The sequence below is a fragment of the Bartonella raoultii genome, assembly GCF_019659805.1.
GTDB lineage: Bacteria > Pseudomonadota > Alphaproteobacteria > Rhizobiales > Rhizobiaceae > Bartonella > Bartonella raoultii.
Genome location: NZ_JAIFRO010000003.1, coordinates 114,065 through 136,564, shown reverse-complemented (window position 1 = coordinate 136,564; position 22,500 = coordinate 114,065). Strand labels below are relative to the sequence as shown.

The window sequence follows — 22,500 nt, the reverse complement described above, 5'->3', positions numbered from 1 at the left end:
AATAGATCAATTTCTGCGAATTTTGTTAAAGAGAAAAATAATCGTGCTGATGCTAATAAAATTATTAACAAGCGCATACAGAAAAACATATCAGACTGATCTTATGATCCAAAAAATTTGCTTATACTCATGCATTTTTGTATTCAGAGAAATTAGGATCTATCACTAGACAAGGCCTTATTCGTAGATGGAGCACCATACAAACCTATATTAACCTGGATATCAGAAACATGACTACAAAACGAAATAGCACTTTTAATTCACAAAAAGCTGAGCTCGATAGCGCCGCACTTTTTTATCATCAACATCCAAAACCTGGAAAATTAGAAATACAATCAACAAAACCTCTTGATAATCAACGTGATTTAGCTCTTGCTTATTCTCCAGGTGTTGCTGCACCCTGCCTTGCTATTAATAAAGATCCAAATCTTGCTGCTCGATATACCTCCCGCTCCAATTTAGTTGCTGTTATATCAAATGGAACTGCTGTCCTTGGATTAGGGAATATTGGTCCTCTTGCTTCAAAACCAGTTATGGAAGGAAAAGCTGTTTTATTCAAAAAATTTGCCAACATTGATGTTTTTGATATTGAAATCGATGCATCCAATATTGAAGAAATGGTCCAAGCAGTCTCAGCCTTAGAACCTACATTTGGCGGTATTAATCTTGAAGATATTAAAGCTCCTGAATGTTTTGAAATCGAAGAAAAACTTCGCTCTAAGATGAATATTCCAGTTTTCCACGACGACCAACATGGGACAGCTATTATTGTTTCCGCTGCTGTATTAAATGCCTTAAATCTTGCAGGAAAAAAAATAGAAAATGCAAAAATAGTTGTCTCAGGTGCAGGTGCTGCAGCTTTAGCTTGCATCAACCTTTTAGTCCGTCTTGGTGCAAAAATTAAAAATATTTGGCTTAGCGATATAGAAGGAGTTGTTTATAAAGGTCGCAAAACACTTATGGATCGTTGGAAAATCCATTATGCACAAAAAACTGATGCACGAACTTTATCTGAGATTATTGATAATGCAGATATCTTTCTAGGTGTTTCAGCAGGTGGAGTTTTAAAATCTGAATATTTGAAAAAAATGGCTCCTAATCCATTAATTTTAGCACTTGCTAATCCAACACCAGAAATTATGCCAGAAGAAGCACATTCTGTACGACCAGATGCAATGATTTGTACAGGACGCTCTGATTACCCTAATCAAGTCAATAATGTGCTTTGTTTTCCTTATATCTTTCGTGGTGCATTAGATGTTGGTGCAACTGCAATCAATGAAGAAATGAAAATGGCGGCAGTTCATGCCATTGCTGCTCTTGCCCGTGAAGAAACATCCGATGTTGTAGCACGCGCCTATTCAAAAGCTCCTCCCAGTTTTGGAGCAGATTATCTCATCCCCTCTCCTTTTGACCCACGCTTAATACTACGTATTGCTCCTGCCGTTGCTAAAGCCGCAATGGCAACGGGTGTAGCTCTTCGACCAATTGAAGATATGGAATCTTATTATGATACTCTCAATCGATTTGTATTTCGTTCTGGATTAACAATGAAGCCCGTTTTTGCAGCGGCAAAAACAGCAAAACGTAAACGCGTAATTTATGCCAATGGTGAAGATGAACGTGTGCTTCGAGCAGCACAAATTGTTCTAGAAGAACAAACAGCAATTCCCCTTCTCATCGGTCGTCCACATGTTGTAGAAGCAAGGTTAAAACGCTTTGGTTTAAAGATTCGTCCTGGTGTGGATTTTGAGCTTACCAATCCAGAAAATGACCCGCGTTTCCGTGATTATGTTAATTTATTTTTTCATTATACAGGAAGACGGGGGGTTTCACCAGAAGCCGCAAAAACAATCGTAAGAACATCAACAACAGCCATTGCAGCCCTAGCTGTCATGCGAGAAGAAGCTGATGCTATGATTTGTGGTTTAGAAGGACGCTTTGAGCGCCATCTTGAACTGATTGAACAAGTTATTGGACTAGATCCCCATGCGCACCATTTTTCTGCTGTAAGTTTGCTTATCTCATCACATCGTACGCTTTTTCTAACAGATACTTACGTCAATGAAGATCCTTCTGCAGAAGAAATCGCAGAAATGACGATTTTGGCAGCGCAAGAAATTGAAGCATTTGGTATAACACCCAAAGCAGCATTGTTATCGCACTCAAATTTTGGCTCAAAAAATACAGAAAGTGCACATAAAATGCGACGTGCAACAGAAATCCTCGCTAAATTATATCCCAATTTAGAAGCTGATGGTGAAATGCATGGTGATGCTGCACTTTCTAAAGTTTTTCGTGATCGTGTCTTTCCTGATTCCCGTCTTAAAGGCGAAGCTAATTTACTTGTCTTCCCTACGCTTGATGCTGCGAATATTACGCTTAATATCGTTAAAAACCTAACAAATGCACTTCATGTCGGTCCCATTTTGATCGGTGCTTCACGTCCTGCACATATACTAACACCTTCTGTTACTTCACGAGGCGTTGTTAATATGACAGCTCTTGCTGTTCTTGCTGCAAATAGAGAAAAGTTACCAATAAAACAAATAAACTTAAAATAAAATTTTAAAACTTTAAATAAACTTAAAATATTATTATTTCATAATCCGATAATACATTTTGTGTATTATAAATATAATATATATTCTTGAATAATTCTTTCTTTTTTAGGAAAAAAAAGCTAGAAGAGTAATATTCAACTATATTCTCAATTTATAAATTCATCATAAGGAACTATACATTGCCCTCTACGTTTGATAAAGTTGCAGATATCATAGCAGAAATTAGTGAAATTGATCGCAACACAATCACACCTGAAAGCCACACAATTGATGATTTAGGAATCGACAGTCTCGATTTTCTAGATATCGTTTTTGCTATTGATAAAGCCTTTGGAATTAAAGTTCCATTAGAGCAATGGACACAAGATGTTAACGAAGGTTCAGTTGCAACTGAAGAATACTTTGTTCTTAAAAATCTTTGTGCAAAAATTGATGAACTCGTTTCCTTAAAACAGGTAGAGTAATTTTTTCATCATGCATGATCAAGCTGTATTCATCACTGGTATAGGTCTCATAACATCTCTAGGTGAAGGTGTTGACCATCATTGGAATCTTTTAAATGATCCTACAATCACGCCAAATCTTGATTGTACAACGTTTAATCCCTATACCGTTCATAAATTACCAGAAATTGATTGGAGTTTACAAATTCCCAAGAAAAGTGATCAACGTCAAATGGGAACGTGGCAACGTCTTGGTACCTATGCTGCAGGCCTTGCTCTGGATGATGCAGGCATTAAAAATAATAAACAATTAACATCAACAATGGACATGATTGTTGCCGCAAGTGGAGGAGAACGTGATATTACTGTTGATACACAAATTCTCTCACAAGCGCGTAAAGTAGCCAATCATGATTCTATGTTAAATTCAATCCTTTCGACTGAACTTCGTCCAACTTTGTTTTTAGCACAACTTTCAAATCTTTTAGCTGGAAATATTTCAATTGTTCATAAAGTAACAGGTTCCTCCCGTACTTTCATGGGAGAAGAAGGTAGTGGACTTTCTGCACTTCAAATTGCTGCTGCCCGTATCCGATCAGGACAAAGTACCCATGTATTAGTAGGAAGCTCCTATAATGCAGAAGGCTATGATATGTTATTAGCTCATGAACTCGGCGGTCTTTTAGCACAAGATGGATGGAAACCTGTATGGGATCGTAAAAATTGCTTTGGCGGTGGTCTTATCACGGGTTCTGGCGGTGTCTTCCTTGTTCTTGAAAGCGGAGAACACGCAAAAAAACGGAAAGCACGCCCTTATGCTGAAATCAATCAAATTATTACAGATCAAACCAACAGACAAAAAACATCATTAAAAAAATCAATTGCAAAAATGTTGAATACAATAAAAACACAGCCTGCTTTAACTATTTCAGCGACCTCAGGTTTTCATGAAGTAACAAAAGCAGAAAAAAGTGCTCTTGATGATGCTAATATAGTTTATCGTGGTATTACCACATTATTCGGTTATATGCGAGAAGTACAATGTCCCTTAGCGCTTGCACTTGCAGCTATTACAATTGAAAAAAAACGCAGTTTTCCAGTATTAAGTATTCATGAAAAGCCTTTTTCTAAAGAAGTCCATGAAGCATGCGTTACAACCATTGGTATCAAAAGAGCTGAGGGTATAGTACATCTCACTGCGGCTTAGGGGGAAATTTTAATAATGGAATATAACGATTATTTTGGACGTCCGCTTGTCGCAATAACTGGAGCCGGCGTTGTGACATCGCTGGGACAAGGCAAACATAAAAATTGGCAAAAATTGATCAGTGGTGTAAGTGGAATCCATAAAATAACGCGTTTTTCCGTTGAAAAATTAAATACATATATTGCTGGAACAGTAGATTTTCTGAAAGAAAGTACACAAGGGGCTTTTACGCTTTCCAAAAAGCTCGCAGAACTTGCGGCAGAAGAAGCTTTAGAGCAGGCAGCCCTTGACAAAACAAACTTCAATGGACCGCTCTTTTTAGCTGCTCCTCCTGTTGAACTTGAGTGGAAAGCGCGTTTTACTCTTGATCGAGAAAAAACCTTCAATACAGAATCTTCCTATGCGCATCTTCTTGAAATTTGCCGCCATAAACTCCATGATACATTCTTTGAAACCACGCAATTTGGTGCAATTGCAGAAAAACTTCAAAAAAAATTTGGAACAACAGGACTTCCTGTTACGCTTTCAACGGCTTGTGCATCTGGTGCAACAGCGATTCAATTAGGTGTTGAATCTATTCGACGTAGAGAAACAAACCGCGCACTCATCATTGCTACAGATGGTTCAGTTTCAGCAGAATCTCTTATACGTTTTTCTTTATTATCTGCTCTTTCAACCCATAATACCCCTGCAGAAAAAGCAGCAAAACCTTTTAGTCGTGATAGAAATGGTTTTGTTATGGCTGAAGGATCTGGTTCTCTTGTCCTTGAATCTCTTAAAAGTGCATTAGATCGTAACGCAACAGTTTTAGGCATTTTAGCAGGATGCGGAGAAACCGCCGATGATTTTCACCGCACCCGTTCAAAACCCGATGCATCACCGGCAATTGAATCTGTCCGTAAAGCTTTAAATGATGCAAAAATAACTATTAATGAAATTGACTATATTAATGCACATGGAACATCAACACCTGAAAATGAAAAGATGGAATATCTCGCATTATCAACAGTCTTCGGTAATGTTTTAGAACATATTCCAGTTTCTTCTAATAAATCAATGATTGGACATACACTAACTGCTGCCGGCGCTATAGAAGCTGTTTTTTCACTTTTAACAATTCAATCAGGGATACTTCCTCCAACTATAAATTATGACGAGCCAGATCCTGCTATTCCTTTAGATGTTGTTCCAAATCATAGCCGTCAAGCCTGTGTAAATGCAGTTTTATCCAATTCATTTGGGTTTGGTGGACAGAATACGAGTCTTGTTATTACAGCATATAAAGAATAACTTTTAAATTGTAACACCTAATCTATCATATATAAATGGGGAACGATAATGCGTGCATTACAACTTTTCAATGAACGTCAACTTAAAATTAGCAATATTCCTCCCCCTCCCCCTCCCTCTATCGGTGAAGTGACAGTACGTATAAAAGCCGTTGCGCTTAATCATATCGATGTATGGGGATGGCGTGGTATGGCTTTTGCTAAAAGAAAAATGCCAATCATAATTGGTGCTGAAGCTTCCGGTGAGGTTTTCCAACTCGGAAATGGTGTTGAAAATTTCAAACTTGGGCAGACCGTCTCAATTTATGGTGCACAAACCTGTGGCGTATGTCAAGCATGTCGTGAAGAACGTGATAATCTCTGTAGTGCTGTAAAAGGAGTTTATGGTTTCCATCTTGATGGATTTGCCTGTGAATTTGTTAATTTGCCAGCACGTTTATTGGTCCCAGCTCCTTTAGAAGGCAATATACTACAAGCAGCTGTTGCTCCAATTACTTTTGGCACCGTAGAACACATGCTTTTTGATAATGCAAAACTACAAGCAGGTGAAATAATCTTAATACAAGCAGGTGGTTCTGGTATCGGCTCAGCAGCCATTCAACTTGCAAAACAAAAAGGATGTATCGTTATCACAACAGTAGGTTCCGATGAAAAAATTGCAAAAGCACAATCGCTGGGTGCTGATCACGTTATTAATTACCGGAAAGACCGTTTTGAAGGTATTGTCCGAAAATTAACTAAAAAACAAGGAGTTGATGTTGTTTTTGAACATGTAGGGACTGATACATGGAACGGTTCTCTATTATCTATGAAACGAGGAGCACGCTTAGTCACCTGTGGTTCAACTTCTGGAGTTACAGCACCACTCAATCTTATGCATCTATTTCAACAACAACTTAAAATATTCGGTTCTTTTGGCTGTCGTATGAAAAATATGCAAAACGCCATGCAAAAAATGGCGCAAGGCATTGTCCACCCTGTTATTGATACAATTGTTAGATTTGATGAAATTGATACAGCTTTAAAACGAATGGAAAGTCGTGATGTTTTTGGTAAAATTATTCTTAAAGTTGATTAGACTATGATAAAGCCTTATATTAAAAGTTGTATGAATCATATTAAAATTCTAGCAAAAAAATCATTTTATTTTTTGTGGGGATATTTACTCATTGGTTGTTTGTCTATTTTAAAACATTTTCCTGTCAATATTGGAGTATCTTTCTTTTCTTGGTTAGCAAAAACATTTGGTCCCCTTATACATCGTCATAAAATCGCTCTTGCAAACCTTAGAGCTGCGTATCCAGAAAAAACTGAGCTAGAACTCCAAGAAATTGCAATAGAAATGTGGGAAAATATAGGACAGTTCTTAGCTGAATACATTTTTCTGGATAAAATTTTTGATTTCGATCCTCATGCAGAGCAGCCAGGTTTTATCGAAGTTAAAGGAGCTGAAATATTCCAGAGATTAAAAAATGAAAAAAAACCGCATATTTTTTTCACAGCTCATACCGGAAATTTCGAACTGCTCCCTATATGTGCTCAAAGTTTTGATCTTAATGTTACAGTGTTATTTAGATCCCCTAATAATCCCTATATTGCAAAACGCGTTCTAAAAGCCCGAAAAACTTCTATGGGGCATCTTGTCCCATCTAAAGCCGGTGCAACTTGGGCATTAGCAGCAAAATTAGCAGAAGGTAAAAATGTTGGTATGCTTGTTGATCAGAAGTTTCGCCGTGGTATTTTAGGAACATTTTTTAATAGACCATTGAAAACTAATCCCTTAATTATCAAACTTGCACGACAATATAATTGTGATATTTATCCAGCGCGTTGTATCCGTTTAGCCGGAGGACGTCACCGTTTAGAATTATACGAACGTATAAAACTTCCACTTGATGAAAAAAACGAAATAGATATCACCGCATCTACACAAAAATTGAATGATATTGTTGAATCTTGGATTCGTGAATATCCTGGACAATGGATGTGGTTACATAGACGCTGGGACTGCTAATATAGCTACATGAAAATAGAGAAAATAAAAGTGTTTGCCTCAAAAGATATAAAAGATCTTATTGCAATTATTACAGCATTACGGAATCGTGATAGCGGATGTCTCTGGAATATAAAACAAACTTCTGAATCCCTTATACCTTATATGCTTGAAGAAGTTTACGAAGTAATTGATGCTATTGAACGAAAGAACTGTATAGATCTTTGTGATGAACTTGGTGATCTTCTTTTACAAGTAGTCTACCATGCAACGATTGCACAAGAAGAAGGAAGTTTTACTTTTGAAGATGTTATTTATGCAATCACTGCAAAAATGATTCGTCGCCATCCTCATGTTTTTGGAAATGAAGAGCAAAAAAAGCGTGGTTTTATAAAAGAAGAATGGCAAAATATCAAAAAAAGAGAACAAGCTGAAAAATACAAGTTGTGTAAAAAAGAAGAATTATTACACGATACTACAACAAAAAATATCCTTGAAAAAGTAAAAAAAATCCAACCCGCAGATCAAGAAGCACTCGCTTTACAAAAAGAAGCTGCTAAAGTTGGATTTGATTGGCATAAGGATTGTGAAATTTTTGCAAAAATAGAAGAAGAGCTTAATGAACTTAAAGCAGCAATTAAAAATAATAATACTTCAAATATAGAAGAGGAATTTGGAGATCTCTACTTTATCTTTCTTAATCTCTCACGCCACTTAAATGTTGATTCACAAAAAGCATTAAAAAAAACAAATACAAAATTCCGAAATCGTTTTAGCTATATTGAAGAACAGCTCTCTAAACAATCTAAAACGCTTGTTGAGGCATCTTTAAATGAAATGGAAAATCTTTGGAAAAAAGCTAAAAATGAAAGATGAAAAAGATTAGCCTTCATAAAGCAAAAAATGTAATGTACGGAATATAATTTTACTAAACTTAGTTGACTTTGTGGGTTTTAGTAAGCAAATCCTGCGAAGCAGGACGAAGCTCTACCGATTCACCACACCCACACGCTGAAACTTGATTAGGATTTTTAAAAACAAAGCCAGAACGAAGTTTTGTCACTTCATAATCCATCTGTGTTCCTAATAAAAATAATACAGCATCGCGTGCTACAAAAACGCGAGCACCATTAACTTCAACAACATCAGCATCTTGCATTTCTTCCTCTACAAGAGTAATTGTATATTCCATCCCTGCACATCCCCCTTTTTTAATACCAATTAAAATACCATGCGCATTTTTTGTATCCATAATCGTTTTAACACGATTTACTGCAGCTTCCGTTAAATTTATTATTGAAAAACGACTCATCGCTTATTTTTCCTGCTAAAAAACACAATATCTGTCTAAAAATTTTATTATATTGATGAATATAACCTCATATACTCATCATGAAGTAAATAGTCTTATCTTCTTTTGTTATAATTCATGTAAAGCCATCTAAAATATTTATAGAGCTATATAATATAACTGAAAGTCAAACTCTTGACAGTTTTATGACTTACCCTTAATCACTAGAAAAGCATCTAAATAAAAAGTTTCATTTTATTTTTGTAGATTCTTTTGAAAAGTGTAAGAGCATTATAAATTTTACGCGACTTATTTTTCTCTTGCCTTTAAAGAGGCTGTCGTTTAGTCGTTTTATACAAATCGGAGCGTAGCGCAGCTTGGTAGCGCACTTGACTGGGGGTCAAGGGGTCGTGGGTTCAAATCCCGCCGCTCCGACCATTTTTAAAATGACATATAAGGAAATAAAAAACATAACTAAACATTTTTTGAACAGAGTACTTTAAAAACAACCTCTTCTCTTTTCATCTAAAACAACGAAAAGCAAAAGCATTACGCTCATAAACTTTAAAACGCTATCCTTTATAAAAAGAACTTATCAAACATGCAAAACGCGAGGCCAAGGTCTCGCGTTACTTTATTCTTTAAAAAGTTTGATAAATATTCAGTTTACAAATCTTTCAAATTTTCTTTATCGATACCGCGACTATTGTCATTTTTTGAAACCGATGATGACATTTGAACAACTATCTTTTTAGGTTTTAGTTCAGCTGGCATTTCCCTTTTTAGCTGAATATGAAGCAGACCATCTCCAAGTTCTGCTCCAATAACTTTAACATGATCTGCTAAATGAAAACGCCGTTCAAAAGCACGTGATGCTATACCTCGATAAAGGAACTCTCGTCCTTGATCATCATTTTCAGCTGTTCTCTCTCCTTTAATAATCAACTTATCGCAATGTATTTCAATATCAATTTCATTCTGAGAAAAACCTGCAACAGCCATAGAAATTCTATAAGAATCTTCAGTTAAACGCTCAATATTATAGGGTGGATAAGAAGAGACATCATCCGGTTGTGTTCTAGAATCAAACCAGTTAAAAAGATGATCAAAACCTACTGTTGAACGATAAAATGGTGAAAAATCTACTTGACGCATAATATTGCCCTCCTTTAGAGCGACTTATAAATTAACTCACAAAATTCTCAAATGGCAAAACTTGCCTGTGAGCGAGCGGTCCCGTATTGGCAACCGTATCTCTTATTTGGTAATTATTTCCTCCCATTTCAACTCTTTTGTGTTTCAATTTATCAAACACATAAAACAACATAACTGTTTCTTAACCCTTCTTCATCATTACTGAATATAGGTTCTTTCTTTATCTCACCTTGCACCTTAAGTTGCAAAATACATCATAAAGGATGTCAATTGGAAACACCTCTTTATCCAACACACTGGAGTTCCCCTCCTCCAAATCTCTATAGTAGCTCCCTTAAAATAGCACCTCATCATGAAATTCGTTTTGCAACCACACATCCTGAAGAAAAAAACACACAGGGAACAGTTGTTATCCTCGAAAGCTATGCAAAAGCTCTAGAAGAATATTTTTTACCAATGCATGAAATCTCTAACCGTGGTTTTTATACAGCAATATTTGACTGGTCTGGACAAGAAAAATCTAAGATTCATAAACAAAAAAAACTTAGACATCATTATTTTGATATTAATAGAGATCTTAATGACTTAGATAAATTTCTAAAGAACGTCGTATATCCTGACTGTCCACCACCTTATTATATGCTTACCTACGGAATGGGTGGATTAATAGCACTAAGTGGGTTGGATATCCTTAACCCTAAATTTAATAGAATGCTTTGCATTTCTCCACTTTTTGCTCCATTTGGTAATAATGTAAATGGTTTCCAGCATAAGTTATCGCAATTTCTTTCGGATATAGGGCTTGGATTTTTACCAGCTAAAAGTAGAAAAAAATTAAAACAAGAAAATACGCAATTTTTAGATACCCATAAAATCCTTTCATCCCCCACCTTTTTTATAAAACCTCCTACATTTCAATGGATGGCATCTGTATTCAACACAATTGATATTATGAAGAAAAATATACTAAATGGGCATTTACAAATTCCAACATTGTTTATCCTTGCCAATCAAAATAATATTATTAACAATATCGAAATACGGCAATTATGCCAACAGACACATCTAACAGAGAGCCTTACAATTACGGGCGCTAAGCTAGATACAATTATGTATGAAGAATCTTACAAACAACAATTTTGGGCTGCATTTGATGCATTTATTCCTAGAAAAAGAATCATAAAATAATGTCTTTTAATAAGGCTATCCAAAAGTGTCATACAAAATAATGATTCTAACTCTTTTAAAGAAAATTCTAAAAATAAGCTGATGAAAGCAACAATGCACATTCGTAAAAATGTACGAAAAAAAACAGAATCTGTATTTAATGGCATTTTTATTATTTATGCAGCTTTTTTTAGTCACATACATTTCGAATTTAATAAAGTTACAACAAATATTCTTTATTTTAGGAGATAATATATAAGAATTAACCATTTTGTCATTCATTCGGATTATAAAAGTTTTACCATCTTTTTTATAAATATTCTCTATTGTATAATCTAATGTGGCAAAAACTCTGATAAATGGAGCAATTGGAACATAACCATGAAACGAATCCTGCTCGCAGAAGATGATAACGATATGCGTCGTTTTTTAGTAAAGGCTTTAGAGCGTGCTGGCTATGAAGTTGCTGACTTCGATAATGGCGCTAGCGCATATGAACGTTTACAAGAAGAACCATTTTCTCTTCTCCTTACTGATATTGTCATGCCAGAAATGGATGGAATAGAACTAGCACGACGTGCAACAGAAATTGATCCTGATTTACGCGTAATGTTTATTACCGGTTTTGCGGCAGTCGCGTTGCATTCAAATAGTGATACTCCTCCGGATGCAAAAATACTTTCTAAGCCTTTTCATTTGCGTGAACTCGTCAATGAAGTTGAGAAAATACTAATAGCTGCCTAAAGAAATATTTTTTTATTTACTTATAGCGAGTTAAAGAGAAAATAAAATGAGGTATTGACCTTTATCATTCTATATGGTGTATGCAACATTATTAAACGGGCGTGTAGCTCAGCGGGAGAGCACTACGTTGACATCGTAGGGGTCACAGGTTCAATCCCTGTCACGCCCACCATTGCATTTTGTATTTCTAATAAATTATTGATTCTTCATACTTTTTTTAGGGTTAGGAGAGATAGAATAAAGGTGCGGAAATAGAACTTTGCAACATACCTCTATAGGACCTCTGTTTTTTTGCCAATTTTCTCCAATAATTTTTTAAATTCTGCTAAGTCTTGTGATGAAAAACTCTCTAAACTTCTAACCAACATACCAAGAATTTCAGAACGAAATGAATCAGAAGATTTAATGGTAAAACTCTTACGACAAGCATCAGCCTCTCTTCTTAAGAGACTAGCTCTCTCTTGATCCAAGCTATAAAGCTCTATGATCTTCTCTTCCATTCCAATAGGTACTGATTTTTTGCCAATTTCTACAGAAGATAAAAACACTACAGATACACCTAATTTTTTAGCCATATCTAAAAGGCGTTCTGAGTGATCAATACGAAGTTTTCGTAAGGTTTTACCAAATGGTGTAACCATCTAAAAAGTCCTGTTAGAGAAGAAATATTTCTGCTGATTCTAACAAATCTTTTCGTAACTTTCTTCAATTATTGCGAATCAGAACTTCTTTTCGAGGAATTTTTTTAGCCTTACCAGATGTCCAGAGGGTCTCAACTTCTAAAAAAATAACTTGAAGCTACAATGTGGCTACATTATAATAAAAGTTATAAATGGAGGTACTAATCATGAAAACCGATTCTGTTGTTCGTGCTCGCATTCCTGCTGAAATGAAAAAACAAGCTATGATTACTTTAGAACGCATGGGATTAAGTGCATCAGACCTTATCCGCATAACATTCTTGCGTGTCGCTGAAGAAGGTTGTTTACCTTTTGAGCTTAAAGTACCTAATAGTGTCACACGTAAAGCTATAAAGGAATTAGACGAGGGTAAGGGTGAAACATTTAAAAATGCTGATGCTCTTTTTAAGGACTTAGGTATTTAATATGCTGATACCTGTTCGCTCACGACAATTTAAACGTGACGTGCGCAAAGCGGAAAAACGCGGTAAAAATATGAATAAGCTGCGTATACTGTTAAGTCTGCTAATTGAAGAGAAGCCATTACCAAAGCATTATTGTGATCATCCACTAAAGGGTGATTGGGCGGGATGTCATGATAGTCATATAGAACCAGATTGGCTACTTATTTATCGAATTGAAGGAGATAAATTACATCTTATTCGCACTGGAACTCACTCTGACCTTTTCAAAGAATAATTGTATGAAAAATTAAAAGTACTCTAACTTTTTGTTATCCATCTTTTTAAGTGTGAGAAACTATTTTCTATGGCATCTATGAAACGGGAAAAATCCATGACAAAGATAAAGACAGCAAAGGCCCCCCATTTCATAAGACGTGACATCATCTTTAAGCCTTGATAGGTCTCCAGCATCTCAAGGAGCAGTTGGCGTTCTTTTTCTGTTAAATCTTGTTCTTTTCTGCTTTGTTTCTTAACCATCTTGCCAACCACACACGTGAGCCCCCTGTTGATTATGCTTTAAAATATCCCTTGCGAGGTGAGAACTGATGACCTGAACATCCTGTTGATCTAAATAAATGGGCAACCAACCAACACAAGAAACTGATCTATTTGTCCCGCATCCAACGAGACAGAGCAGCACGCACACCACTATCACTTTTTTGATTAACTTCATTTTCAACCTCAAAACGTGTTGTCGCTCTCTTTAATGCTGTCTCTACCTGCTTTTGACGCTCGCTCTTCTTTCCAAGGTGAAAGGCTTTAGCCAAAGCTATAAAAAAAACGGCTATAGCCGTTAACAGAAAAGACAGATTTCTTTTAAGATATAAAATCATAACCGCTGTTCCTTAAAGCGTTTTGTGACTATAAAAACCCCTGTTACAGCAGCTAGAACCATCATCCCTGCCAAAACCCATTGGATAGGACCATTGCCTGCAAAAAGCCCTCCAAGCCCTGAACAGGACCCTATAATCGGTGCAAGCGCTTCTATCTTGAACAAACCGCTCCTCTCTTTCGTTTCTACCTTTTGATAATTGGAACAAACATAAGATCCCTTGGCCCATAACCCTGCTTCAGCGGCGCGACGATTGACTAATCCTTGAAGCGGTTTACCTCCTACCTTATTCCATTTCTGTAATTCTGTAGGAACAGCTTCATAATCCCCTTTATTGAGCTTTTTTAATAAGGTCGATTGGCAAAAGGCGGTTGTGCCTACATTATAACAAAACGACACCAATGCCGCGAATTGCGCATCCGTTAACGAAACCATGACAAACTGCTCTACCGCATGCTCAAATTGCTCTAAATCTTTACAAAGTATCTCTTCGGCTTGTTCTTTCGTAATACACATGCCCTTATGCACCAAAGGTTTGCCCGCATAACTGGTGTGACCATAACCAATCGTCCACACACATGCCTCATCTCTATAAGCCTCTAAGCGTAAACCTTCCCATTGTTTAATAAGCTCTAAACCTTCCTTCGATATCTTGCGCATTTGCTCCTCCATAAAAAAAGCCCCACAAAAGTGAGGCTGAATAAAAATGAGACTGGATCCTTCTATGAAGTTTCTCAAATAAAACGACGTGGACGACAGCATCCACGCGCTCCTACCTTCTCATCCGTAAAATTACGAGAATGCACGCTCTGACGAAAAAAACTACCGCATTCTGCTCCATCCTGCCAACTCCCACCACCAATCAAAACATGCATATCACTCTTTGAAGGATCACTTTGATTGGGAACGGGGAAAAACTCTGATAAATATTGCGAAACATAACCATAACCATCCTCACAACCAATATGCGAGATCATACGACGTTCTTGTGTATCCTTATGACCTCCTGAATGCTGTGCTGTAGGCGCTTGTTGTCCCTCAATACTGCTATTTTCATTGCTTCCATACATCGCTGAAAGAAAATCCTCATGACCCAATAACCTTTTCTTTACCTGCATCATATCCTTGGCATGATCTGTATAAGAACGATTGCTGGTGATCGGAACACCATAGGCTGATTTGGTATCTTCCCCCTTACCGGATTGAAGATAGATATCCACCCAAAGATCTCTTCTAGGATCGTAGACCATACCTTCTGGGGAACAATGCGGGCGATGATTGAGACACCAAACAGAACGGGGTAAAATATCCCCTGCTTTATAACCGGATAAAGGATGATACGCAGAATAGCCAACATCTGCACAAAGCGTATGAAAACCGCCTATCTGCTTCCAATTATATGTTGAAATGTCTGCATCACGGGGAGAACTTTTATACTCTGACACAATCAGTTTTTGGTCCTCTCTCCCCCCATTCACCAAATAGACATAATAATCCTTACCGGCTGAAAGACCTGAAGAAGGAAGCGCGACCTCTGTAGAACTGCTCGTAAAACTGACCAGCTGTATATCACTCCCATCCTTGACAGAAATATGCGTTTCTCCTTCTAAAATGAGCCGTTTGGTTATATCTGTCTTCAGAAATGGCGTGGACTGGGTAAAAACATTCCAACTTAACTTTTTGAGAAGATCAGAAGCGCTACGTTCACAAGCCGTTTTGAACTCTTGTGCTAATGTTTTTGCTTCTTCCACCTTCGTTTGGACCGTACGGATGTTATTAGAGACGTTGCTCACAGAAAGATCCATATCGTCTAGGTCTTTTTCTAATTGCTCCGTTTTTTGGAATGTCTGTGTGAGCCATCTCTTCGTACTATTATTCTCTCGTATTGCATGACTCGCGCTTTGCTTGGCTTCTTCGATTTCTTTCTTCGCTTTTGTAATTTCTTCCTTCACTTCCGCGATTTTTTCCTGCGCATTCTTGGCTTCTTCCTTCGCATTCTGCGCATTGCGATCGGCTCTATCGGCTTTTATATCCGCTGACATGGCTTTCAAGCGGGCATCATAAGCAACTGTTTGCGCATCGGACGCTATGGCCATCGCTTCATCATCTGCCGTTTCGCTTATTTCTTCATCTTCCTCAACATCTGAACCTTCTGAGGCGGCTTTGACTTCTTTGGCTATACGAAGGGCTTCAGAGGCATTCTCTTGTGCTTGCTCTGATGTCGTTTTTAATGTCTCTAAACTACTTTTTACCCCTTCTGCTGTATTCTTGGCTTCTTGTGCCAAACTCTTGGCTTGGCTTGCTTGTTGGGTCGCTTCTTCAGCCTTGTTGCTCGCTGTTTGTGACGATTGATGCGCTTGTTCTACACTTTGTTGAAGCGCATTAACCCTTTGGCGCATTTCCGATAAATTCAGGGAATTGAGCCTGCTCGTGGCTTGCTCGGCAAGTGTCTTGGCTTCATTGGAGGTGGTGTTTGCCAATTCAGCATGGCTCTTGGCATCTGTCGCTTTCGTGAGCGCCTCATCTGCTGTCGACTTCGCATTCTTGCCTACTTCTTGCGCTTGACTTGCCTCTTCTTTCGCAGCTGAAGCGGCTGTTTCTGCCTTTTGCGCTGTTGACAAGGCTCCTGATGCATCCGTTTTTACCAAATCAAGTGAGGCTTTGAGCGTCTCTATAACCTGTTCAACATCATTGATTTTATGACGTGCTCCATCCGCCGATTGCTTGGCTTCTTCTGCTGTTTGCCGCGCTTGCTCTGCATCATCTTTCGCATTGGAAACGCTCTCTTTTATAGTCTTTACAGAATCTTTGGCTTCATTGGCTTCTCTCCACGCTGAACTTGCTGATTGCTTGGCTTCTTTTGCTTCCATTTCTGCCAAGCTCGCTTTTATACTCGCTCCATGTGCTGCTTCCTTGGCTTTACCCGCCTCATCTTTCGCGGCATAAGCTTGTGATAAAGAAGAACCGGCGGTTTTCTTGGCTTCTTCCGCTGCACTCTCTGCCAAGCTGGATTTTATTCTTGCTCCATTCGCTATTTCCTTGGCTTTATCTGCTTCATCTTTGGCGGCATAAGCTTGCGATAAAGTGGAGCCGGCGGTTTTCTTGGCTTCTTCTGCTGCCATTTCTGCCAAGCTCGCTTTTATACTCGCTCCATCCGCCGATTGCTTGGCTTCTTCGGCTTTATTTAAGGCTTGATAGGATAAATTCTCTGAACTTTGCGCCTTCTTTTGTGCTTGATCGGCATCATGTTTCGCATAAGAAGCCGCTTCTTTGGAGGCTGTAGCCGTTTCTTGCGCTTTTTCTGCTAATTGCTCTATCTTATCTATTTTGCTCTGTAATTTGTCTGAAACACTCTTGGCATCTTCTGCTAAACTCTTTGCTTCTGTAGCCTGTTGAGAGGCTTGATCTCCCGTGGCTTTTGCTGCATTCGCTGTCGATAATGCCAAGTCTGATGACGTTTTTAATCCTATAAGCTCTTGCTTTACTTCTTCTGATATTCTTTTTGCTGCCTCTACTTGCTCTTTTACATCCCTTGTTTCTGTAAGCGCGCTTGTCAAGGTTTCCTTGGCTTGTGTAGCCAATTGCTTTGCATCACTGCTCATACTCTTTGACGCTTCTGAGAGGGTCTTGGCTTCTTCTGCCTTACTCTTTGCATCATTCGCTGTATTTACCGCTGTTGCTGATTCACTCCTTGCATGATTAGAAGCTAGCAAGGACTGTGAAGCGCTCTCTTTTGCTTCTGAAGCTAAACTTTCTGCTGTTTCTGCTTTCTTCTTTACCTCTTCAACTAAACTTTTGAGCGCTTCTCCCCCTCGAAGGGTTTCTCCATCCGTAACAACAGCCCGTTCTGCAACTGCTTTTGCTTCTAAAGCGACCTTTGAGGCTTCTGACGCTGCCTGCTCTGCTTCATTCGCTTTCCTACGAGCAGTCTCTGAGACACTTTTCGCTTCCTCTGATAAAGCCTTGGCTTCAACAGACTTCGTCAAAGCTTCTGAAGCTTGCTTGCTTGTCTCTTCTCCTGTTTGTTTGGCCGCATTCGCTGTGGAGAGAGCTGTATCTGAAACTTCTTTGATGTCTTCTATCTTTTGTTGAACGCTTTCAAAACGCGCTTTGCTTTCTTGCGCTAAGCTCTTTGCCTCTTCCGATAGACTGTGTGCACGCTCTGCTATGCTTTTCGCATCATTGGCTGTTGTAGATGCCAAGCCTGCTGTTGCTTGCGCATCCAGAGAAGCGGTTCGTGATGCCTCCGATGCCTGTTGGGCCTCCGTAGAGACCTTGATTGCTTTATCGGATAATGCCTTAGATTCTTCACAAACACTTTTGGCCTCTTTAACGAAAACAACAGCCTCAGAAGCTTGCTGCTTCGCATCACTGGAGGCTGTAAGCGCGCTTGTCGACGCCTGCTTGGCGGCGCTTGCATCCAAAACCGCTCTATCAACCAAAGATTTTGCTTCATTCGCTATACCTGCAACCTCTTCACTTTTCTTTTGAGACGCTAGGGAAGCTGTCTTCGCATCATGGGCTGTTGTAAGCGCCTGTGAAGAATGCTCCTTGGCATCCCTAGAAGAAGTGAGGGCATTGGTGGAGGCATCCTTCGCTTCCAATGCTAGCTGTTTTGCTTCTGCTGCTTTACTCTTGCCATCTGCTGCTTCTGAAACTGCTTTATCAACACTGCTTTGTAGAGAAGTTACTGTTGCTTGCACTGTTTCACTTATCTGCTTGGCTTCTAAAGAGACTCTTGAGGCTTCACCCGATGCGGCTTCGCATTCTTCTGCTTTCGATAATGCTTTTGAAGCCGTAGCTTGTGCTTCTCCAGAAAGACTTTGGGCTCTCTCTGCAAGCGATCGTGTTTCTTGAGACAGACTAACGGCTGTCTCAACAGAGCTTGCTACCTGTTGAGCGGTCTTGGTGACCTCTGTGACTGAACTGACCGCTTGCTCTGCTAAACGCTTCGCTTCTGTCGCTACCTGCTGAGCACTGTTGCTTGAAGATTCTGCTTGATGAGAGCTCCTCAAAGCTCTTTCACTTGCCTCCTTGGCTTCATTGGCTGTACGAGATGCACCTTCTGCTACACCCTTAAAAGATTCTGCTAACTCCTTCGCTTCTGTCGCTACCTGCTGGGCTGTTTCTGCAACACTCTTGGCTCTCTGAGAAACTGTCTTAACTTCATGACATGTTGCAACGGCTGTGGCTGCGACTTGCGTCGTCTCTGTCGCTGTTTGTTCCGCTTGCATTGCTACTTTCGAAATCGACGAAACCTCTTGCTTAACTTCTCGTATGCCTTCTGTCGCTATTTTCTTGGCTTCCTCCGACAATGCCCGTGATTCAACCGACTTGCTTAAAGCTTCTGAGGCTTGCTTGCTGGCCTCTTCACTGGCCTGCTTGGCTTGTGTCGAAACCAAGAGTGATTGATCTGAAGCCGTCTTAGAAAGTTCTGACAAAGTCTTGCTTTCTTCTGAGAGAAGTTTTGCAGCATCAGCTATCTGTTTGGCTTCTAACGCTCCATTCTTTGCTATCAGAGAAGATTGTTCGGCTTCTCTAGCACTGGCTTCTGCTCGTTGTGAGACTGTCTTGCTTTCTTCTGAGGTCGACTGCGCTAATCCTGAAGCTGTTAAGGCTTGTGAGGATTCCGCCTTGGCTTCTCTTGCTATACGCAATGCACTCTCACTTTCCTGCTTGGCTTGTGTAACTGTTGCCAATCCTGAGCTTAATAAACCTTTCGCCGTATCAACTTCTGATATGTTCTTCTCAACAGCTGCTTGCGCGCTTTCCGATATTCTCTTGGCTTTTGAAGCTATCGTTTGCGTTTCTTGCGATAATCTTTCTGCTGCCTCCGATTTAAGCTTGGCTTCTGCCGAGACCAATTGTGCTTCTGCCGCTGTTGTTTTGGCTTCTGAAGCTGTCTGCTCTGCTCTTCCTGCACTCTCTTGTGCACTGTTTGCACGCGTGAGCGCATTGCCAACACTTTCAACCGTTCTTTGCACCTCTGTAAGCGCCTGCTCTGATAGTCTTTTGGACTCTTCTGCCTTTTGTTGGGCGCCATTTGCACGGGCGGTTGCCGTTTCTACTTCTTTCCTTACATCGACAACCTGTTCTAACGGCGCAAAAGTTTCATAAGAATAAAGGCAAGCCGTCCCTAACAACTTGGGAACAACAACCGTATCTTGCGAACGCCCCTCTATTATCTCTTCTTTGGTTGCCGTTGGGAGATAATATTCATGGGTATGGTGGGGTATACTCATTTCTTGCTTCCTTACATCAACTCTTCATAAAGCCTTAAAATAAACACGCTTTCAATTCTTCCACTTCATCCCTCAAAGCTTGTAATTCAGTTTCTAAACGCTTGAATGAAACGGAAAGCTCTGAGTGCAAAGCAGCTTTCAAAAGATCACTAACCCCATTTAACGGGGCGTGCACAAAGCGCTCACCGGAATACAAAACAACCCGTACTTGAGACGGGTCACTTAAAGCTGAAATCGCAAAGGGTTTTGATAACATCGCATAACCTCATGTCTTTATGCCAAATACAACCGATACATTGACTGGACGCGTTTCCTCTCCACCAAAACTGTCGATAAGAAATCTATGTTCATGAGGAGCAAGACGATCCAAACCCTCTTGTAACGGCGTAGAAGAGATTAAAAAATTGGCAAATGGAGACCGAATAAACCAAGGTAAACGGGGCGGTTTATCCGATTCTGTAAACCAAAAGGGAACCTCTGGAGCCGCTGGAACGCCCGCTCTTTCATCAAATTCTTGATTACACTTTTCCAAGGCATCCCCGCTCAATCCTAAACATTCCTCATCGCTATCAAGAGAACGCTTGCTTCTTTTTAAAGCATCTGAAGAAGAGACATCACGCTTCTTACGGGAGGCGAGAGAATGAGGGGCTATAGAACCGATAAAATGATCATGGGCTTTTAAAGAATGCTCTTGCTGGCTTGCAAAAGAACGCCAAGGATCAACATTGCGCCCTTCATCAAGACCCCGTAAAAACATCCCACGCAAATCTGGAACATTAAAGGTTCTTACACCATCTCCCTCCCCCCAACTCGTCCCTATCTTCGAAAAAAGAGACCTATAGTGTAAACGACTATAAGCCTGACCATCACACAACAACCAACCAGCCGGTAAATGGCGCATGGCAAAAGGACCGATTAAACCAGTCGGTAATGTTTTTGACGCTGGAACTGGATCACGGGTAGGATTGAGAACTTGCCAACCTGAAAGCGCTTCATCATACACAAGGCTATAAACACACCCTTCTTGGAACTCACCACCTGATAAAAGCGATAGCCCTTTATCTGTGGCCTTATAAACAGGCTGGCTGGTTAAAGTATTAACTGAAACACGCGTCGCGCCTCTATTGTGACCACGTGAGACAAAACGTAAATGAAGACCGTCCCTATAAGCAGGATAAGCCAACCTACTTTGCAAATGAACCGACGTTGTGCTTTGTCCTTCATCATATACAAAAACACTCTCAATAACCCCTCCCGTATCTAAGAGATACTCTTTGATCCGTTGCATCATCATACGGGCGCTGTTGTTGACTGTACTAGGAGGCTGACCCTCTGACCAATTGATCAAAGCATCCGCATTGCCATTCTCTAAGGCTTTTAAAGACCAATCATAAACCGTCGACATAAAACCCCTCACGTCTTAATTCCAAAGCGTACAGCTATATTGACAGGACGTGTTTCCCCCGAACCGGAACCCTCCAAAACAACATCATGCATATGAAGATGAGAACGGGGAAAAGCTATCTTATGGTGAACACGTATATCCTCAACCCGAACACCAAGCCGTTCTGCAAGTTTGGCTCTTTGCTGCTCATTGAACATATAGCCCCAAATAATCGTGCTATAACCATACCAACTTTCGCTATCCCCTTCGTTATTCAAAATAGAAAAACTGCTTCCTCCATGGCTATGGATCTTCATCGAATCCTTCTGTAACGTGCCTAGAATACGAAAAGGATCAATGCTACGCTCATCATCAACACAGCGTAAAAACATCCCACGCAAATCAGGAACATTAAATTTGGTCCAACTCTCACTCCCACCCCAGCGCGTGCTTATCGCTTCAAACAAAGCGCTATACTCACTGCGTAAATAGGCTTTGCCATCACACAACAACCAACCTGAGGGAAGATGTTGCATGCCAAAAGCACAAATACTGCCGGTCGCATAACGAGAAAAATCGGATAGTTTGGGTAAGGAAGCGGGGGTAGGATTGAGCAAATGCCAAACACCATCACGGTACACCAAGCTATAGATACACCCCTTTTGTATCTCTCCACCTGTTAAAGGATGCACCCCTAAAGCACTTGCTTTGTAAACCGCTTGGCTTGGCAAATCATTTAAGGAAATCCTCGTCGCGCCTACATTCTTCTCCTTCGCTTTAAAACGGAAATGGATACCATTCTTATAGGTGAAAAATTGTGATGGGCTTTGTAATTGAATAGATGTTGTCTGCTGTCTTGCATCAATTGTAAATCTATTCTCAATCATACCGCTCATGTCAAAAAGATATTCCCTTACACGTTGCATCATCATACGTGCACTGTTATTGACACTGCTGGGGGATTGTCCTTCTGACCAATTGATAGCATCATCACAACGGGCATTCTCTGATGCCGTCAAAGACCAATCGTAAATCGTCGACATAA

The 22,500-nt window shown here is 39.6% G+C and carries 21 protein-coding genes and 2 tRNA genes; 13 read left to right on the top strand and 10 right to left on the bottom strand.

Features of this window, described 5'->3' with window-relative positions; all coding sequences use genetic code 11:
- Positions 1-230: 230 nt before the first annotated feature.
- The 7 genes from K3248_RS03345 (at position 231) to mazG (ending at position 8,372) form a co-directional block, all read left to right on the top strand.
- Positions 231-2,564 (top strand): NADP-dependent malic enzyme, encoded by a 2,334-nt coding sequence (locus K3248_RS03345; RefSeq protein ID WP_220716939.1) that lies wholly within the window; start codon positions 231-233, stop codon positions 2,562-2,564.
- Positions 2,565-2,743: 179 nt separating this feature from the next.
- On the top strand, positions 2,744-3,028 hold the full coding sequence (locus K3248_RS03340) for an acyl carrier protein (protein ID WP_220716938.1): 285 nt from the start codon (positions 2,744-2,746) through the stop codon (positions 3,026-3,028).
- Positions 3,029-3,038: 10 nt separating this feature from the next.
- The gene (locus K3248_RS03335; RefSeq protein ID WP_220716937.1) at positions 3,039-4,214 is read left to right on the top strand and encodes a beta-ketoacyl-ACP synthase; all 1,176 of its coding nucleotides are present in this window, start codon (positions 3,039-3,041) and stop codon (positions 4,212-4,214) included.
- A gap of 15 nt (positions 4,215-4,229) precedes the next feature.
- On the top strand, positions 4,230-5,504 hold the full coding sequence (locus tag K3248_RS03330; RefSeq protein WP_220716936.1) for a beta-ketoacyl-ACP synthase: 1,275 nt from the start codon (positions 4,230-4,232) through the stop codon (positions 5,502-5,504).
- A gap of 48 nt (positions 5,505-5,552) precedes the next feature.
- Entirely contained in the window at positions 5,553-6,581 is a 1,029-nt protein-coding gene (locus tag K3248_RS03325; protein ID WP_220716935.1) for a zinc-binding dehydrogenase, read from the top strand.
- A gap of 6 nt (positions 6,582-6,587) precedes the next feature.
- Positions 6,588-7,517, top strand: coding sequence for a lipid A biosynthesis lauroyl acyltransferase (locus K3248_RS03320; RefSeq protein WP_220717151.1), 930 nt, complete (start codon positions 6,588-6,590; stop codon positions 7,515-7,517).
- Between the two features lie 30 nt (positions 7,518-7,547).
- Positions 7,548-8,372, top strand: a complete 825-nt coding sequence (gene mazG, locus K3248_RS03315; protein ID WP_220716934.1) for a nucleoside triphosphate pyrophosphohydrolase — start codon at positions 7,548-7,550, stop codon at positions 8,370-8,372.
- A gap of 58 nt (positions 8,373-8,430) precedes the next feature.
- Here the strand turns inward: mazG and K3248_RS03310 are convergent, their stop codons facing one another.
- A complete protein-coding gene (locus tag K3248_RS03310; protein WP_220716933.1) occupies positions 8,431-8,808 on the bottom strand; it encodes an iron-sulfur cluster assembly accessory protein in 378 nt (125 codons plus the stop codon).
- A 340-nt stretch (positions 8,809-9,148) separates the two neighbouring features.
- Here K3248_RS03310 and K3248_RS03305 point away from each other — a divergent pair.
- Positions 9,149-9,225, top strand: a tRNA-Pro gene (locus tag K3248_RS03305).
- Positions 9,226-9,453: 228 nt separating this feature from the next.
- Here the strand turns inward: K3248_RS03305 and K3248_RS03300 are convergent.
- Complete coding sequence (locus K3248_RS03300) at positions 9,454-9,942, bottom strand: Hsp20 family protein (protein WP_220716932.1); 489 nt, start codon at positions 9,940-9,942, stop codon at positions 9,454-9,456.
- Positions 9,943-10,212: 270 nt separating this feature from the next.
- Here K3248_RS03300 and K3248_RS03295 point away from each other — a divergent pair, with 270 nt between their 5' ends.
- The 3 genes from K3248_RS03295 to K3248_RS03285 all read left to right on the top strand — a co-directional run bounded on the left by K3248_RS03295 (position 10,213) and on the right by K3248_RS03285 (position 12,025).
- Positions 10,213-11,130 (top strand): serine aminopeptidase domain-containing protein, encoded by a 918-nt coding sequence (locus K3248_RS03295; RefSeq protein WP_220716931.1) that lies wholly within the window; start codon positions 10,213-10,215, stop codon positions 11,128-11,130.
- A 360-nt stretch (positions 11,131-11,490) separates the two neighbouring features.
- Positions 11,491-11,853 carry a cell cycle two-component system response regulator CpdR gene (gene cpdR / locus K3248_RS03290; protein WP_220716930.1) on the top strand — a complete coding sequence of 121 codons (363 nt, stop codon included), beginning with the start codon at positions 11,491-11,493 and terminating at the stop codon, positions 11,851-11,853.
- A 97-nt stretch (positions 11,854-11,950) separates the two neighbouring features.
- Positions 11,951-12,025 (top strand) — tRNA-Val (locus tag K3248_RS03285).
- Between the two features lie 100 nt (positions 12,026-12,125).
- On the opposite strand, the gene K3248_RS03280 is transcribed toward K3248_RS03285, so the two are convergent.
- Positions 12,126-12,494 carry a helix-turn-helix domain-containing protein gene (locus K3248_RS03280; RefSeq protein ID WP_220716929.1) on the bottom strand — a complete coding sequence of 123 codons (369 nt, stop codon included), beginning with the start codon at positions 12,492-12,494 and terminating at the stop codon, positions 12,126-12,128.
- Positions 12,495-12,700: 206 nt separating this feature from the next.
- On the opposite strand from K3248_RS03280, the gene K3248_RS03275 reads away from it, so the two are divergent.
- Positions 12,701-12,958 carry a type II toxin-antitoxin system RelB/DinJ family antitoxin gene (locus K3248_RS03275; RefSeq protein WP_220716928.1) on the top strand — a complete coding sequence of 86 codons (258 nt, stop codon included), beginning with the start codon at positions 12,701-12,703 and terminating at the stop codon, positions 12,956-12,958.
- Between the two features lies 1 nt (position 12,959).
- Positions 12,960-13,232 (top strand): type II toxin-antitoxin system YafQ family toxin, encoded by a 273-nt coding sequence (locus K3248_RS03270; protein ID WP_220716927.1) that lies wholly within the window; start codon positions 12,960-12,962, stop codon positions 13,230-13,232.
- Between the two features lie 23 nt (positions 13,233-13,255).
- Here the strand turns inward: K3248_RS03270 and K3248_RS03265 are convergent, their stop codons facing one another.
- The 7 genes from K3248_RS03265 to bgtC (K3248_RS03235) all read right to left on the bottom strand — a co-directional run bounded on the left by K3248_RS03265 (position 13,256) and on the right by bgtC (K3248_RS03235) (position 22,498).
- Positions 13,256-13,486 carry a hypothetical protein gene (locus tag K3248_RS03265; protein WP_220716844.1) on the bottom strand — a complete coding sequence of 77 codons (231 nt, stop codon included), beginning with the start codon at positions 13,484-13,486 and terminating at the stop codon, positions 13,256-13,258.
- A gap of 116 nt (positions 13,487-13,602) precedes the next feature.
- The gene (locus K3248_RS03260; protein ID WP_220716843.1) at positions 13,603-13,830 is read right to left on the bottom strand and encodes a hypothetical protein; all 228 of its coding nucleotides are present in this window, start codon (positions 13,828-13,830) and stop codon (positions 13,603-13,605) included.
- Positions 13,827-14,489, bottom strand: a complete 663-nt coding sequence (bgtA, locus tag K3248_RS03255) for a gene transfer agent endolysin BgtA (protein ID WP_220716842.1) — start codon at positions 14,487-14,489, stop codon at positions 13,827-13,829. The genes K3248_RS03260 and bgtA overlap by 4 nt, the downstream gene beginning before the upstream one ends.
- Before the next feature lie 74 nt (positions 14,490-14,563).
- The gene (locus tag K3248_RS08630; protein ID WP_246588254.1) at positions 14,564-20,071 is read right to left on the bottom strand and encodes a phage major tropism determinant; all 5,508 of its coding nucleotides are present in this window, start codon (positions 20,069-20,071) and stop codon (positions 14,564-14,566) included.
- Positions 20,072-20,105: 34 nt separating this feature from the next.
- Positions 20,106-20,327, bottom strand: a complete 222-nt coding sequence (locus tag K3248_RS03245; RefSeq protein ID WP_220716841.1) for a hypothetical protein — start codon at positions 20,325-20,327, stop codon at positions 20,106-20,108.
- Between the two features lie 9 nt (positions 20,328-20,336).
- Positions 20,337-21,476 carry a gene transfer agent tail collar protein BgtC gene (gene bgtC, locus K3248_RS03240; protein WP_220716840.1) on the bottom strand — a complete coding sequence of 380 codons (1,140 nt, stop codon included), beginning with the start codon at positions 21,474-21,476 and terminating at the stop codon, positions 20,337-20,339.
- An 8-nt stretch (positions 21,477-21,484) separates the two neighbouring features.
- On the bottom strand, positions 21,485-22,498 hold the full coding sequence (gene bgtC, locus K3248_RS03235; RefSeq protein WP_220716926.1) for a gene transfer agent tail collar protein BgtC: 1,014 nt from the start codon (positions 22,496-22,498) through the stop codon (positions 21,485-21,487).
- Positions 22,499-22,500: the final 2 nt, after the last annotated feature.

What these genes read in the sequence shown, in the direction of transcription:
- K3248_RS03345 (WP_220716939.1), top strand. Translation starts at nt 231, where the DNA reads ATGACTACAAAACGAAATAGCACTTTTAATTCACAAAAAGCTGAGCTC.
- K3248_RS03335 (WP_220716937.1), top strand. Translation starts at nt 3,039, where the DNA reads ATGCATGATCAAGCTGTATTCATCACTGGTATAGGTCTCATAACATCT.
- K3248_RS03330 (WP_220716936.1), top strand. Translation starts at nt 4,230, where the DNA reads ATGGAATATAACGATTATTTTGGACGTCCGCTTGTCGCAATAACTGGA.
- K3248_RS03325 (WP_220716935.1), top strand. Translation starts at nt 5,553, where the DNA reads ATGCGTGCATTACAACTTTTCAATGAACGTCAACTTAAAATTAGCAAT.
- K3248_RS03310 (WP_220716933.1), bottom strand. Translation starts at nt 8,808, where the DNA reads ATGAGTCGTTTTTCAATAATAAATTTAACGGAAGCTGCAGTAAATCGT.
- K3248_RS03300 (WP_220716932.1), bottom strand. Translation starts at nt 9,942, where the DNA reads ATGCGTCAAGTAGATTTTTCACCATTTTATCGTTCAACAGTAGGTTTT.
- cpdR (WP_220716930.1), top strand. Translation starts at nt 11,491, where the DNA reads ATGAAACGAATCCTGCTCGCAGAAGATGATAACGATATGCGTCGTTTT.
- K3248_RS03280 (WP_220716929.1), bottom strand. Translation starts at nt 12,494, where the DNA reads ATGGTTACACCATTTGGTAAAACCTTACGAAAACTTCGTATTGATCAC.
- K3248_RS03275 (WP_220716928.1), top strand. Translation starts at nt 12,701, where the DNA reads ATGAAAACCGATTCTGTTGTTCGTGCTCGCATTCCTGCTGAAATGAAA.
- K3248_RS03270 (WP_220716927.1), top strand. Translation starts at nt 12,960, where the DNA reads ATGCTGATACCTGTTCGCTCACGACAATTTAAACGTGACGTGCGCAAA.
- K3248_RS03260 (WP_220716843.1), bottom strand. Translation starts at nt 13,830, where the DNA reads ATGATTTTATATCTTAAAAGAAATCTGTCTTTTCTGTTAACGGCTATA.
- bgtA (WP_220716842.1), bottom strand. Translation starts at nt 14,489, where the DNA reads ATGCGCAAGATATCGAAGGAAGGTTTAGAGCTTATTAAACAATGGGAA.
- K3248_RS08630 (WP_246588254.1), bottom strand. Translation starts at nt 20,071, where the DNA reads ATGAGTATACCCCACCATACCCATGAATATTATCTCCCAACGGCAACC.
- K3248_RS03245 (WP_220716841.1), bottom strand. Translation starts at nt 20,327, where the DNA reads ATGTTATCAAAACCCTTTGCGATTTCAGCTTTAAGTGACCCGTCTCAA.
- bgtC (WP_220716840.1), bottom strand. Translation starts at nt 21,476, where the DNA reads ATGTCGACGGTTTATGATTGGTCTTTAAAAGCCTTAGAGAATGGCAAT.
- bgtC (WP_220716926.1), bottom strand. Translation starts at nt 22,498, where the DNA reads ATGTCGACGATTTACGATTGGTCTTTGACGGCATCAGAGAATGCCCGT.